The organism is Jeotgalicoccus meleagridis, from assembly GCF_903994045.1.
GTDB lineage: Bacteria > Bacillota > Bacilli > Staphylococcales > Salinicoccaceae > Jeotgalicoccus > Jeotgalicoccus meleagridis.
Window position 1 is genome coordinate 35,026 of the sequence record NZ_CAJEWD010000006.1, and the last position, 12,655, is coordinate 47,680.

Below are 12,655 nucleotides of genomic sequence, written 5' to 3' on the forward strand. Positions count from 1 at the left end.
CCCTTTTTAATTGTTACATTCATTGTTAGGGAAATTCATAAATACTACAAATACCAATAATCTATATTGTTATATAAATAATTTTATAGATTAATATTGTGAGTTATTTATCTGCCACAATTTCTGTAGTTTTTTCTAAGAGACTCACTACCTCAACATGAGCTGTATGTGGGAATAGGTCTACGGGTTGGACTTTTTTCAATTCATAGCCAAATTCTCTTAACCAAACAATATCATCTGAAAAACTCTCCGGGTTACAAGAGACGTAGACCACTCTATCTGTCCCGAGCCTTCCAATTTTTCTCATGACCTTACCACCTGCACCTGAGCGTGGTGGGTCTAACATCAATAGGTCTGGTCTTCCCCATGTCTCTAGTACTTCATCCATTCCGGTTCTAGCATCTTTAGCAAGGAAGTAAGTATTATCAATACCATTATCTTCTGCATTTCTTTTGGCGGACTCAATTGATGTTTCTACAATCTCAATCCCTGCAAGTTCTTTAACTCGTTTAGCAAATGGTAAAGAAAATGTACCGACACCACAAAACAGATCAATCATTCTTTCATTTTCTTTAGCAGATGCCATGTCTATGGCTAAATCAACCAATTTTTCTGCTTGTGTTGGGTTTGTTTGGAAAAATGTATCAAACCAAATTCTATATTTATAGCCATACATCACATCATATATATAGTCTCTGCCATATAAGGTGTAAGTATCTTCTGATTGTGTACGGTCAGCCATATCTGTATTTACCATCCACATGATACTTTTGATATTAGAGGATGTTTCACATAAACTTTCGACTAACTCATCTACTTTGTCTTTTAACTCATCTTTAGGCTGTTCAGTCGCAAAAATAGCCAACATCATCTCTTCTGTCTCTTGGGAACGTCTGACCATAAGATGTCTGAGTAATCCAGTATGTGCTTCTTTGTGATAACCAGGTAAGTTATGTTTTCTTGCCCAATCAGACACCGTCAACATTGCCTTAACCATTTCCTTATCCGCAATAAGACAAGTGTCTAAATCAATGACCTTTTTAAAGTTACCAAGTTCATGTAAACCAAGTTCACCATTTTGACCGAAAGTAAATTCCATTTTGTTTCTATATTCAAATGGATTATCAGTCATTCCAATCGCGTCTTGAACTAGTTCACTATCAAAACCATTTCTATGTAGTTCTCTTTTAACAAAATCCGTTTTTTCTTTAAGCTGAGCATCATAAGTCCAGTGTTGCCAAACACAGCCACCACATAATTCAAAATGTGGACATGGTGCTTCAATTCTCTCTGGACTTTGTTTAAGGATTTCTTTAGGCATGACCGTACCACGTTTTCTCGTTGGATTTGGTACATCTACCACTACTGTTTCCCCAGGTAAGGTTTGAGGAATCGTTAATTTTATCTTTTTGGGTTTATGTCCCCCGTTATCTCTGTATGCCTCAGCTCGACCTGAACCTTTTTTATCAAAATCGTCGATTGTTACCGTAAATGTTTCTATATGATCATTATTAATCTTAGCCACATATATCCCCTCACACTTATATTCATTCCTATAATTTTACTGATACTACATTCTACTTGCAAGCGAAAAAAAGAAGATACACTTAAGCATCTTCTTCTTTATACATAATCTCCATATTTTTTTCATCAAAACGTTCATTATGTGAGGATACCATAGCATATTTGTTAGCTTTTGGATCCAAGTACATTTTAGCATTATTCACTGCGTTTACTGCATCACTATAAGCTCCTGCAATTAAGTTTACCTTACCTTCATAACGAATACAGTCACCCGCTGCATAGATGCCCGGAACATTAGTAATTCCTGTTGGCGATGCTTGTATATAGAAATCATTTTCTAAGTTTAAACCTAGATGATTTTCTCTAAACAGTAAATTATTTTGGTTGTAGCCATGGTTTACAATGATGGCATCATACGCTTCATTGGTCACTTCACCAGTCTCTTTGTTTTCGATTTCAACAAACTCTAAATTGTCTTCACCTATAACACCAGTTACAACTGATTGAGTACGTATTTTTACCCCATTCTTCTTGAGTCGACTAACTTCCGCTTCATGGGCAGTTAAATCATCACCACGGTAAATAATATGGATTTCTCTCGCGATTGGTGTGAGGTCATTTGCCCAGTCTACTGCAGAATATGAGCCGCCTGTGATAAGGATTTTTTTATCTTTAAAACTCATGATATCAGGTACAGCATAATGTAGTGTCTTACCTTCAAAACGCTCTGCACCTTCAACATCGAGTTTGACAGGGCTAATCATACCGCCACCACCGATAGTAATAATCACGGCTTTAGAAAAGTGTTTTTCACCTTCTGAAGTTTCGATCGTAAAATAGTTGCTGTCTTCTTTACGAATATTTGTGATTGTTGTATTTAATACTACGTCCGGGTCGAAGGTCAATCCTTGTGAAATAGATTTCTTAATTAAATCACCCGCAGCAAGAGGCTCAGTTCCACCGATATCCCAAATCATCTTTTGAGGATATAAGTGCACTTTTCCTCCTAGCTGATCTTGTCCATCTATAATCTTCGTCTTCATTTCTCTAAGACCAGCATAAAAAGCGCTAAATAAACCTGCTGGACCGCCACCGATTACCGTGACATCATATATATTGTCAGACATTATATTACACTCCTTAATTTGAACCCAGTGCTTCTTTCACATCTTCCACCATCATACTATTTGCGATATAGCCGCTATATAACCAACTATCTTCTTTTGTATACTCATACACGTTACCATTTTTCACTGCAGGAATATTTTGAAAGACTTCATCTTCAAATGCTTTTTCACTGTCACCTTCGACATCTGCAATAAAGAAAATATGATCAACATCGAGTTCAGCAAAGCTTTCTAGAGATGCTTCAAGCCAAGGTGTTTCGTTATCAGCTGATAATTCTTCAACTAAGCTCGGCGCTGTTAGACCTAAATCATTATAAAGTACTTCACCACTTGACTTATCTTTATTAGAAATAAAGAAAGAGCCACCAGTATACCAAACCGCAATCGCTGATTCTTCGCCAACAGCATCGTCTAATTCAGTTGAAGTTTCTTCTACGAGTGAATTATATTCATTGATTTTTTTATCTGCTAAATCTTCTTTACCAAACACTTCTGCTACGCGTTTTAATCGATCTCTCCAGTCATCGTAAGATCCGCTATCCACCACAAAAGTTGGGGCTAATTTTTGATAGTTGCTATATTTATCACCAGAAATTGTATCTTTAGAGCTAACTAATAGTAAATCAGGTTCTTCTGCTGCAACTGCTTCAAATGGTAGATCAAAAGGCATCAGTGGTAAATCCTCTAGCCCATGTTCTTGTAGATAAAATTGCTTACTATCTTCACCAACTGTCCACTGAGCAACAGGTGTCTCATCTAAAGTTAGTAAATCATCTTCTAAATATGTACCGATTATTCTTTCTGGATTTTCTGGAATAGTCACTTCATTGCCAGCATCATCTGTTAATACTCTTTCTTCTGTTGCTGATTCTTCTGCACTGTTATCAGCAGAATCTGTTTCTTCGCTAGAATTTGAACATCCAGCCACAATCAAGGATAAACCGAGCATACCGATTAAAAGTTTCTTCATTTATTTTCCCCTATTTCATATATATTGATAATCATTATCAATTAAATTTTATGCTTAATTGCTCCCCCTGTCAATCAATCATGTATGTATTTTTTTCACTTAGTTTCAGACACTTAAACGGTGGTATATAGATAATAAATATAGAGACAATCTTTTCCTAAAGGGATGATTACATGATGAAACCTAGACATCGTGATTTTATGTCAGTTTATTGCTATATTGCAGTTGGGGCATTGCTAGGAATTATTGTCGGTCTTGTTGTTGGTTTAATCTTTGGTCATGTTGGATTTAGTATGTTGGCTGGGCTCGCACTCGGTATCATGATTGGAGCCTTAGTAGAGAACTTTTTCCATACACCAGAGAAAAAAGAAGGATAGCATTTATGCTATCCTTCTTTCGTTTGGAAAGATTCTTTCTAACAGTCCTTGAAAATCATCTTTTGAAAAAATAACTGGTACTGGGTACATAGGGTTCGCTTCTTTATGAGCAAGTTTTGACAGTTCATAGATTTCTTTACTGTGGAGAGCGTTAATCGGCAGTTCTATGTTTAAGTCTTTGTTGAGCGTTCTAATACTGTCAATGAATTTTTCAGCCTTTGTTTTTGTGTCGTCTTCTGAGTCGGCAACTTTTGTTATGTCAGCGAGTTTTGCTAACTCTTCATGAACTTTGCTACCGTATTTTTCAAGAACGAAAGGTAAAATATAGGCGACGAGTTGACCATGTTGAATATCGTAACGACTCTCTAGTGCATGAGCTAGAGCATGTGCATTGCCAACTCCGGTTTTTGCAATTGACTTACCAGCAAAGTATGCCGCTCTTTGCATATCAGTTCGAGCTTTAATATCAAAACCGTCTTGATATGAAGTTAATAAATTATTAAAGATTAATTCAGTTGCTTCTTCACTCAAGTTTCTTGTTTGCTTGGTGGAGTATTTACTAAGGTATGATTCAATTGCGTGACTTAAAGCATCCATTCCTTCATATGCAGTGATATCCTCAGGGAGGCTAAGTAATAGTTCAGGGTCTAGGACTACTAACTTTGGCATTAATTTTGAATCTACCACTGTATATTTTACGCCACTATCATCATCTGTAAGAATAGTAGAGATTGTTGCTTCTGTACCAGAACCTGCTGTTGTCGGTACAAGAACGCTATAAGGTAACTTGTTTTTGAGTTTAAATAAGCCTTTAAATTGCTTTAAATCTTTAACATCATGACTGGTAAAAATGCCAGCTGCCTTAGCACTATCTAGAGATTTCCCGCCACCAAAACCGATGATTGCCTGACAATCCTTTTCAGTAAATACCTTCGCTGCTTGTTCTCCATTTGAAGCTGTAGACATTTCATTATTTCTATAAATGAAATAAATAATATTCCCATCATCTAATTGTTTTAAAAAAGAATCTAAAAGACCGGTTTTCATAACAATATGATCCGTTACGATTAACACTCTATCTATATTTTCTTCTGCCAATTTTGGCGCTAATTTTTCAATACAACCTACACAGTTAATGACTGTTGGAGGGTTCCAATCTAAGAAATTCGTCACCATCTTTAATGAAAGTTGATAGGTGCGACTTAGGAATTCTTTTAGCATCGTCATACTCCTTTCAAGCGAACAACTTCTCCGCTTGAAACACACTATACTCCCCCATTCCTAAATTTCAGTGAAAGAAAAATGATAAATAGATTAAATTTTACTCACCTTTTAATTTTTCTTGACATCTATACAGTCAGACTATATAGTTTAACTATACAGTACAACTATATAAAGGAGGTCTTTATAGTGAGGCCAAAACTTGTCCCTTTATCAGAGACCATGCATTTAATTTTGCTCGCGCTCAGAGAACCATTACATGGCTATCGTATTATGCAATTAGTGAGTGAAATGAGTAAAGGTGAAGTCAATATTGCTGCTGGCACACTTTATGGTGCCTTAGAAAATCTTAAAAAACATGGTTATATTGAACTTTTATCTGAACCTAGTGACAGAAAAAAAATATATCAAACAACAAAACTTGGAAAAGAAATTCTAGCTAATGAGAATAAGAGATTAAAAGAAATCGTGACACTTTATGAAAAAGGAGTCGAAGGTGATGAAAGTTTATAAGTATTTTGTAGATCCAAATAAACAAGAGAAATGGTTAAACAAAATGAATGACAAAGGATATAAGCTTATCAAAAATCCTATGGATTTTATCTTTATCTTTGAAGAAAGTGATACGGACTATGTGACTCGCCTCGATTACCGAGATAGAATGAGTATGGAAGGTTATAGTGAATACTTGTCTATACATGAGGAATTAGGATGGGAACATGTAAGAGGCGGACGCTTCGGAATGACACCTCATACTTGGACTAAAGTTAAAGATGGTAACGATGAACTTTTTTCTGACAAAGAATCTAAAGTTAGCTTTTATAAAAGAGCGACTTCATATACAGGAACTTTTGCCATTTTATTCATGGTCTACACCTTTATATTTTTCAACTCGTTTGATGGAGAAATATTTTTAACTCCAGGATTATTTGATATGGAGGGCATTATGTTTTGGAAAGCTTTCCTTTTTGAATTACCTTTTGCACTTATGAGAGCTGTGCCACCATTTATCTTTTTAATACTAGCGGTTATGTTTTTATACGCATATTCGAACTTAAACAAAGCTAAGAAAGAAATAGAAAATGATTTATAAAACATTAAGGAGTGTAGCGGTGATTAATCGCCACACTTCTTAATAATTCTAGATTAAACTGATCTTTACTGAACCCATTTCACTTTTAAATTCCGCTTTATAGCGTGAATCTACAGTTGAATTTTTAGACAAGTCATTACGTACCTTCCCTACATTAGCCTTGGCAATCACTTTTGTATTTGTAGGTTCTTTTTTATATTTAACATTTACTGCACCCATCTTACTCACTGCTTTGATATTGCTATCTGCTGTAAGTCCTGATAAGTTCACACTGCCAAGTTCAGAAATTAGATAATAAGATTCTGATTTCACATCTTCTAAAATAACTTTACCCATTTCGGTTTTCATATATAAATCTTTAAATTGACTAGATTTTGAAATCAAACGGCCCATCGCTGACTTAATCGTCGCATCTTGCCCTTTTATATTATCTATTTCTATCAAACCTTCTGAGCTATGGACATTTAACAGCCGTACATTTATAGCTGACAAGGAAATTTTTCCATGACTGAGATTAATCTTTAGCGCATCTAACTCTTTTGGCCAAGTAATAGTTAGCTCATCGTTTCTCATCTGTTTTCTCTTTTTCATATAATCAAAGATCGTATGTACTCTGACATTTTTCTTTTGACCAGTATGAAGCAGTGTTAACTTATTATCATTAATTTGGTAGCTCAAATCACCTTTATGTGAATAAGATATGAATTTAAAGCCGAGTTTGTGCCCCGCTTCTACCTTAACATCAACGGATGTTCCGCTGATTGATAAATTTTTAATATCATGTTTACTGACGATGGAGGCAAAATCTTTTGTCACAGCTTGAATCGTATCTTCGGGGACTTCAGGAATTTCTTCTTCTTTCTTCGCATCTTCTTCAACAACAATATCTCTAATATATTTCTCAGCAACCTTTTTAGGGTCATCTAGTACTTTTAATAGGTCTTCTTCACTATCACCTAAAGCTTTTGCTTTTTCAATTTGCGATTTAAAATCCTCGATTGACTCAGCTCTTTGTTGTTCAGACAAAACACCGAGTTCTATGTTTAATTCCTTGATAAAATTATCTAACGACATAAAATTCTCCTGATTCTTAACAGCTTATTTTTCAATCTCATTATGCATATTTTGCATTTTTTCTTCGACATCTGAAATTTGTCTCGCACATTCTAACAAGGCTGTTTGATATGTTTCAGTATTTCTCTTGGTATTCTTATAGCGCATCTTGTGTTCCAGGCTCGCCCACATATCCATGCCAATCGTTCTAATCTGTAATTCTACAGGCGTATGTGCAATTTTTTCTGATAAAAAGACCGGTATCGATACGACAAGATGAAGACTGCGGTAGCCATTCTCTTTAGGGTTTTCTATATAATCTTTTCTCTTTAGTAGTTTAACATCTTCTTGTTTTAAAAATAGTGATTCTAAGACGTAGATATCTTCAATGTAGTTACAAATGACTCTTATGCCTGCAATGTCTAAAATATTTTCTTTAGCAGTTGCTACATTGATTTCAAGGCCTTTTCTTTCCAATTTACTAAGTAAACTCTGAGTACTCTTAACTCGTCTTTCCATATGGTGGATCGGATTATGTTGATGAATCACTTGAAATTCATCATCTAAAATTTTTAATTTAGTTGTGACCTCTTCTAAGGCAGATGAATACACATGGTTTAATTCAACAAAATCAACCAAGGTGTCAAAATATGCTAGAGAATTAAATCCCTCTGTTTCTTTGAGTTTTTTCGACATCGATTCCTTAATTTCTACTAAATCCAAAGAAGGCTTTCGATCAACGTACATGACTGACACTCCTATAAATGCTATTTTATCTATTATAAAACTTTTTTCATTTATATTCCAAAATTCATATATTTCTATTATTCAGAAAAAGAGTTATGATAAAGCTATACAAGGGGGACTACATATGACATTAAAATTATCTGATATTCAAGAAGCTCAAACCCGCATTGCACCGTACACTTTAAAGACACCATTATTACGACTACACAACTTAGAAGAGTATCTGGGCTGTGAAGTTTACGTTAAGCTTGAAAACATGCAATTAACAAAAGCTTTTAAACTACGAGGCGTCATGAATACCTTATTACAACTGTCAGATGAACAACTTAAAAAAGGTATAATTGCTTCATCGTCTGGCAACCATGGCCATGCCATTGCATATGGTGCAAAAATGCTTGGTATTAAGGCAATAGTTGCCGTTCAAGATACCGCGCCTACTTTTAAAAAAGAGAAAATTTTAGAACACGGTGCAGAGATTATTCCTACAACTGTTGAAGAACGCTTTAAGCTAACTGAAGATTTAGCAGAAGAACATGGTTATGAACTCATTCATCCTTTTAATGACTACCGAGTTATGGCTGGTCAAGGAACGATTGGTTTAGAAATATTAGAACAATTACCTGATGTTGATCAAATATTTGTACCCGCTTCTGGTGGCGGAATTTTATCAGGTATCGCTACTGCAGTTAAAGAATCAGGCAGCAGTGCTAAAGTGCATGGTGTTGAACCATTTAACTTACCGAAATATAATGTGAGCTTAAAAAATGAAGAGATTACAAAAGTTGAAAACAAAGGTACCATAGCTGATGGCTTAGTTACAGTCGTACCTGGGGATAAAACCTTCCCTATCGTTGAAAAATATGTGGATGCTTTCCATACTGCAACAGAAGAAGCAATGAAAATGGGCCAAAAATTACTGTTGATGGAAGGAAAAATCTTAGCTGAAATCTCATCTTCTGTTGGCATAGGTGCTGTTTTAAATAAAGAAATTGAAGTGAATCCAAAAGATAAAGTCTGCTTTGTTATCACAGGTGGTAATCTTGGATTTGAACAGTTAGATTACATTAAAGATATCGATTATAAGTAATCATAAATTTAACCCGTCTCTAAAATATTAAGAGACGGGTTATGTTTATATATTTTAATAATTTCTTACATCAAAGATGTAAACCAGACACCTAGAGACGTTCCAATATAGTTACCAATAATATAACCAAGTGTTCCGATGATTAAAATCGGTCCAACAAGTTTGGTCCATCCTCTAGAAATGGCCATAGCTGCGGCCGTTGTTGGGCCACCAATGTTTGCATTTGAAGCTAATATTATTTCTTCTAAATTAAATTTAAAGAGTTTACCTAAGCTGAATGATACAAGCATATTAATCAAGACAATAATTGCAGCAAACACTAAAATGAGTGGCGCATTTTGAATGATTAATGGAATAGATGCGGGCACACCAATGACGACGAAGAATATATAGATGAAAAATGTACCGAATTCTTGAGATCCTGATATATTCTCAAAATACTTAGGGAATATTGCAACTAAGGCTAATGTCAGTGTTGTTAGCATTAAATAATCATCACCAATAATTCCTCTTAGAACAGTTAGAAAGATATTACTGTCTTCAGGAATTAAGTCCGAGAAAAATCCAGCCAAGCTAAATGATATCGCAACAATCACAAATGCAGTACCAATTGCTAATGCGATATCTTTTAAGGCAATTTCTTTACCTTTCCAATAATCTTTAGCTGCATTTTCATTGACACCATTTGATTCAACTTCATCGATATGTGGTGTCCCAAAACGTTTTCTAAAGAATGAGATCGTCGGAATGGTGATTAAAACAAAGAAGTAAAGTACCATCAAAAGATTATCAGCAACTACTGTAGATGAAACGGTGTCTTGTGGAACATCAAATCGTGTTGCCATAGCAGCAAAGTTTACTCCCCCACCTGTGTATGAAGCACTTAACATGGCACCGATGAAATGGAGTTGTGGTATGACTGTCTTCAGTAAGAAGAAAGCGACGATGGTACCTGCGATTGTACCAACAGTACTGATTAAAAAGATAATCAGCAATCGTTTACTTTCTTGCCAGACCTTAACAATATTCGACTGGAATAAAAGTAAAGGTATCGCAAGTGGCACAACATAGGTCCAGACTGCATCATATACTGGTGACTCAAGCGGAATCACACCTGTGTTACTTAAAATTAAGGCCCCAAGTAAGGCGATAATTGCACCAGATAGTTTTGACGCCCATGAATATTTTTGCTCTAAGATAATTGCGACAGCAGCCCAGCCTATAAGTATGGCCCATAAGACCCAGTAGTTATCTGGACTAATGAGACTGTTTGCTTCTCCCATGAAATTCCCCCTTTATTTTCTTATCTAATAGTTTACTCTAGGCTCAAGATAATGAAAAGAAATTCTTTATAATTACAATAAGCAGTGCACCCACTAAATGAATACACTGCTTTAACTTTACATATTCAATTCTATTAAAATTGGTGTATGATCCTGTCTTGGACCAGAATCGATCATTTCAGACTTAACTACCTTATCTTTAATACGGTCTGATACTAACCAATAGTCAATTCTCCACCCTGAATTATTAATTTTAGACGTTTTGGCACGCTGTGCCCACCACGAATAAACACCTTCAACGTCACCATTTATTAGACGGAATGTATCTGTAAATCCTCTATTCAATAAATTGGTAAATCCTTGGCGCTCTTCATCTGTAAAACCAGCAGAACGACGGTTATTATTAGGATGCGCTAAGTCAATTTCCTTGTGAGCAACATTATAATCCCCTGTTGCTAACACTGGTTTTTCTTTATCTAAGCGCTCTAAGTAATCTGCATATTTTTCATCCCAAATTTGTCGATCTGAAAGACGTTTTAATCCATCTCCAGCATTTGGCGTATACACTTGAGTCAGATAAAAATCATCAAACTCTAAAGTAATCATACGGCCTTCAGCATCCATAGTCGTCGGTGCACCAATTGATGGATAGTGTACTTTAGGCTGAAGATAGTTCTTATATAAAAACATAGTACCAGCATAACCTTTACGGGCAGGTTCTACAGAACTTCGCCACACTACTGTGTAATTCGGAAGATTTTCTTCAATGATTGATATATGTTTTTTACTTGGCCCATTGGCAGACAACTTAGTCTCTTGAATAGCAATGACATCCGCGTCATGTTCTTTGATTGTTCTTAATACTTCTCTAGACAATAGAGCTCTAGCAGACTCACTTGTTAGTGCTGCATTTAATGAATCGATATTCCATGAAATAAATTTCAAAATAGTGCCTCCTGAAAAATCTCTTATGTTTTTACTTAATCTTTATCATAAACAAATAACAATGATATTTCCATTCTATTGGCTAAATGCCTACTTAATCTGTCCGAGAACTTTATCAGCTTGAGCCACAGTATCCTTAATAATATCACTCGCACTTTTACTATTTAAAGTTCGTAGATTTTGTCCACACCATAGAGACATATATTCAATTCTTTTTTCTTTAGCAGCGGATTTTCTAATCGGTTGAGTTAAAGTATTTTGAATAGGATATTGTGGTAGTGCATCTTCATATTTACTCATCTGTTCGATAAACAAATTATTCAAGCCTCGTGCAGGCTTACCACTAAAAGTTGAAGTCACTACTGTAGACACTTCGTGACTTTTTAAAATCGCTTGTTTAGCGATATCAGGTGAGCCACTTTCTAAGCTTGTCACAAAAGCAGTTCCCATTTGAACACCCTCTGCACCAAGTGCAAGTGCGGCTACAAGCCCCCGTCCATCTGTGATGCCACCTGCTGCAATGACTGGAATATTCACTTGATCTACCACTTGTGGAATGAGTGCCATTGTTCCAATCATTGAAGTCTGGTGAGAATCAAGGAAGCTGCCTCGATGTCCACCCGCTTCACTTCCCTGCATTACTATGATGTCTATGCCCTTTTCTTCATTTTTAATAGCTTCATCTACTGTTGTTGCAGTTCCAATCAAAAGAATACCTTTAGATTTTAGTTTGTCTATAATGTCTTGATCAGGTATCCCAAAAGTAAAACTACAGATTTTTATATTCTCTTCAATTATAAGATCAATCTGTTGTTTAAAATTGTCATCAGTCACAGTTTTAACTTCTGGAGTTTCTGTAATATTTAAATCATGTCGGAAGTGAGATAGCCATTCGTTTGCTTGATCAACCTTCGCTTGATCAACTGTGACAACTTCTGGTGTAAATAAATTTACTGAAAACGTCTCTTTAGTTAAGGATTTAACTTTTTGAATCGTATCTTGTAAATCTTTAAGTGTCATGTAACCAGCACCAATACTACCTAAGCCCCCAGCATTTGACACTGATGCTACAAGTTCTGGACTCGTAATTCCACCTGCCATACCCGCTTGGATAATAGGATATTTAATTCCAACTTTTTGGCTAAAACTATTGTCAGACCACATATAAAGCCACCCCTTTTAAAAATTTACTATCACTTATTTACACTATTATCTCATATTTAAAAGC

13 protein-coding genes are annotated in these 12,655 nt (G+C 35.5%); 4 read left to right on the forward strand and 9 right to left on the reverse strand.

What is annotated here, in order from left to right; genetic code table 11:
• Positions 1 to 103: 103 nt before the first annotated feature.
• The 3 genes from rlmD to JEOSCH030_RS04030 all read right to left on the reverse strand — a co-directional run bounded on the left by rlmD (position 104) and on the right by JEOSCH030_RS04030 (position 3,621).
• Positions 104 to 1,516, reverse strand: coding sequence for a 23S rRNA (uracil(1939)-C(5))-methyltransferase RlmD (gene rlmD, locus JEOSCH030_RS04020; protein ID WP_185125487.1), 1,413 nt, complete (start codon positions 1,514 to 1,516; stop codon positions 104 to 106).
• Between the two features lie 91 nt (positions 1,517 to 1,607).
• Complete coding sequence (locus tag JEOSCH030_RS04025) at positions 1,608 to 2,651, reverse strand: NAD(P)/FAD-dependent oxidoreductase (protein ID WP_185125339.1); 1,044 nt, start codon at positions 2,649 to 2,651, stop codon at positions 1,608 to 1,610.
• A 13-nt stretch (positions 2,652 to 2,664) separates the two neighbouring features.
• Positions 2,665 to 3,621, reverse strand: coding sequence for an ABC transporter substrate-binding protein (locus tag JEOSCH030_RS04030; protein ID WP_185125340.1), 957 nt, complete (start codon positions 3,619 to 3,621; stop codon positions 2,665 to 2,667).
• A 176-nt stretch (positions 3,622 to 3,797) separates the two neighbouring features.
• Here JEOSCH030_RS04030 and JEOSCH030_RS04035 point away from each other — a divergent pair, with 176 nt between their 5' ends.
• A complete protein-coding gene (locus tag JEOSCH030_RS04035; protein WP_208454280.1) occupies positions 3,798 to 3,998 on the forward strand; it encodes a hypothetical protein in 201 nt (66 codons plus the stop codon).
• Positions 3,999 to 4,001: 3 nt separating this feature from the next.
• Here the strand turns inward: JEOSCH030_RS04035 and JEOSCH030_RS04040 are convergent, their stop codons facing one another.
• A complete protein-coding gene (locus JEOSCH030_RS04040) occupies positions 4,002 to 5,219 on the reverse strand; it encodes an iron-containing alcohol dehydrogenase (protein ID WP_185125342.1) in 1,218 nt (405 codons plus the stop codon).
• A 189-nt stretch (positions 5,220 to 5,408) separates the two neighbouring features.
• Between JEOSCH030_RS04040 and JEOSCH030_RS04045 the strand changes: the two genes are divergently transcribed.
• Both JEOSCH030_RS04045 and JEOSCH030_RS04050 read left to right on the forward strand, forming a co-directional pair.
• Positions 5,409 to 5,732, forward strand: coding sequence for a PadR family transcriptional regulator (locus tag JEOSCH030_RS04045; RefSeq protein ID WP_185125343.1), 324 nt, complete (start codon positions 5,409 to 5,411; stop codon positions 5,730 to 5,732).
• Complete coding sequence (locus JEOSCH030_RS04050; RefSeq protein WP_185125344.1) at positions 5,719 to 6,312, forward strand: DUF2812 domain-containing protein; 594 nt, start codon at positions 5,719 to 5,721, stop codon at positions 6,310 to 6,312. The genes JEOSCH030_RS04045 and JEOSCH030_RS04050 overlap by 14 nt, the downstream gene beginning before the upstream one ends.
• Before the next feature lie 48 nt (positions 6,313 to 6,360).
• Here the strand turns inward: JEOSCH030_RS04050 and JEOSCH030_RS04055 are convergent, their stop codons facing one another.
• Together JEOSCH030_RS04055 and JEOSCH030_RS04060 are read right to left on the reverse strand one after the other, a co-directional pair.
• Entirely contained in the window at positions 6,361 to 7,386 is a 1,026-nt protein-coding gene (locus JEOSCH030_RS04055) for a DUF4097 family beta strand repeat-containing protein (RefSeq protein WP_185125345.1), read from the reverse strand.
• A gap of 24 nt (positions 7,387 to 7,410) precedes the next feature.
• Positions 7,411 to 8,112, reverse strand: coding sequence for a GTP pyrophosphokinase (locus JEOSCH030_RS04060; protein ID WP_185125346.1), 702 nt, complete (start codon positions 8,110 to 8,112; stop codon positions 7,411 to 7,413).
• A gap of 124 nt (positions 8,113 to 8,236) precedes the next feature.
• Here JEOSCH030_RS04060 and JEOSCH030_RS04065 point away from each other — a divergent pair, with 124 nt between their 5' ends.
• Complete coding sequence (locus JEOSCH030_RS04065; RefSeq protein WP_185125347.1) at positions 8,237 to 9,199, forward strand: threonine ammonia-lyase; 963 nt, start codon at positions 8,237 to 8,239, stop codon at positions 9,197 to 9,199.
• 65 nt (positions 9,200 to 9,264) lie between these two features.
• Here the strand turns inward: JEOSCH030_RS04065 and JEOSCH030_RS04070 are convergent, their stop codons facing one another.
• The 3 genes from JEOSCH030_RS04070 to JEOSCH030_RS04080 form a co-directional block, all read right to left on the reverse strand.
• The gene (locus JEOSCH030_RS04070; RefSeq protein ID WP_185125348.1) at positions 9,265 to 10,482 is read right to left on the reverse strand and encodes a DUF819 family protein; all 1,218 of its coding nucleotides are present in this window, start codon (positions 10,480 to 10,482) and stop codon (positions 9,265 to 9,267) included.
• A 117-nt stretch (positions 10,483 to 10,599) separates the two neighbouring features.
• Positions 10,600 to 11,427 carry an exodeoxyribonuclease III gene (locus tag JEOSCH030_RS04075; protein WP_185125349.1) on the reverse strand — a complete coding sequence of 276 codons (828 nt, stop codon included), beginning with the start codon at positions 11,425 to 11,427 and terminating at the stop codon, positions 10,600 to 10,602.
• A gap of 90 nt (positions 11,428 to 11,517) precedes the next feature.
• Complete coding sequence (locus tag JEOSCH030_RS04080) at positions 11,518 to 12,591, reverse strand: NAD(P)H-dependent flavin oxidoreductase (RefSeq protein WP_185125350.1); 1,074 nt, start codon at positions 12,589 to 12,591, stop codon at positions 11,518 to 11,520.
• Positions 12,592 to 12,655 lie beyond the last annotated feature (64 nt).

What these genes read in the sequence shown, in the direction of transcription:
- JEOSCH030_RS04025 (WP_185125339.1), bottom strand. Translation starts at nt 2,651, where the DNA reads ATGTCTGACAATATATATGATGTCACGGTAATCGGTGGCGGTCCAGCA.
- JEOSCH030_RS04030 (WP_185125340.1), bottom strand. Translation starts at nt 3,621, where the DNA reads ATGAAGAAACTTTTAATCGGTATGCTCGGTTTATCCTTGATTGTGGCT.
- JEOSCH030_RS04035 (WP_208454280.1), top strand. Translation starts at nt 3,798, where the DNA reads ATGAAACCTAGACATCGTGATTTTATGTCAGTTTATTGCTATATTGCA.
- JEOSCH030_RS04040 (WP_185125342.1), bottom strand. Translation starts at nt 5,219, where the DNA reads ATGCTAAAAGAATTCCTAAGTCGCACCTATCAACTTTCATTAAAGATG.
- JEOSCH030_RS04050 (WP_185125344.1), top strand. Translation starts at nt 5,719, where the DNA reads ATGAAAGTTTATAAGTATTTTGTAGATCCAAATAAACAAGAGAAATGG.
- JEOSCH030_RS04055 (WP_185125345.1), bottom strand. Translation starts at nt 7,386, where the DNA reads ATGTCGTTAGATAATTTTATCAAGGAATTAAACATAGAACTCGGTGTT.
- JEOSCH030_RS04060 (WP_185125346.1), bottom strand. Translation starts at nt 8,112, where the DNA reads ATGTACGTTGATCGAAAGCCTTCTTTGGATTTAGTAGAAATTAAGGAA.
- JEOSCH030_RS04065 (WP_185125347.1), top strand. Translation starts at nt 8,237, where the DNA reads ATGACATTAAAATTATCTGATATTCAAGAAGCTCAAACCCGCATTGCA.
- JEOSCH030_RS04070 (WP_185125348.1), bottom strand. Translation starts at nt 10,482, where the DNA reads ATGGGAGAAGCAAACAGTCTCATTAGTCCAGATAACTACTGGGTCTTA.
- JEOSCH030_RS04080 (WP_185125350.1), bottom strand. Translation starts at nt 12,591, where the DNA reads ATGTGGTCTGACAATAGTTTTAGCCAAAAAGTTGGAATTAAATATCCT.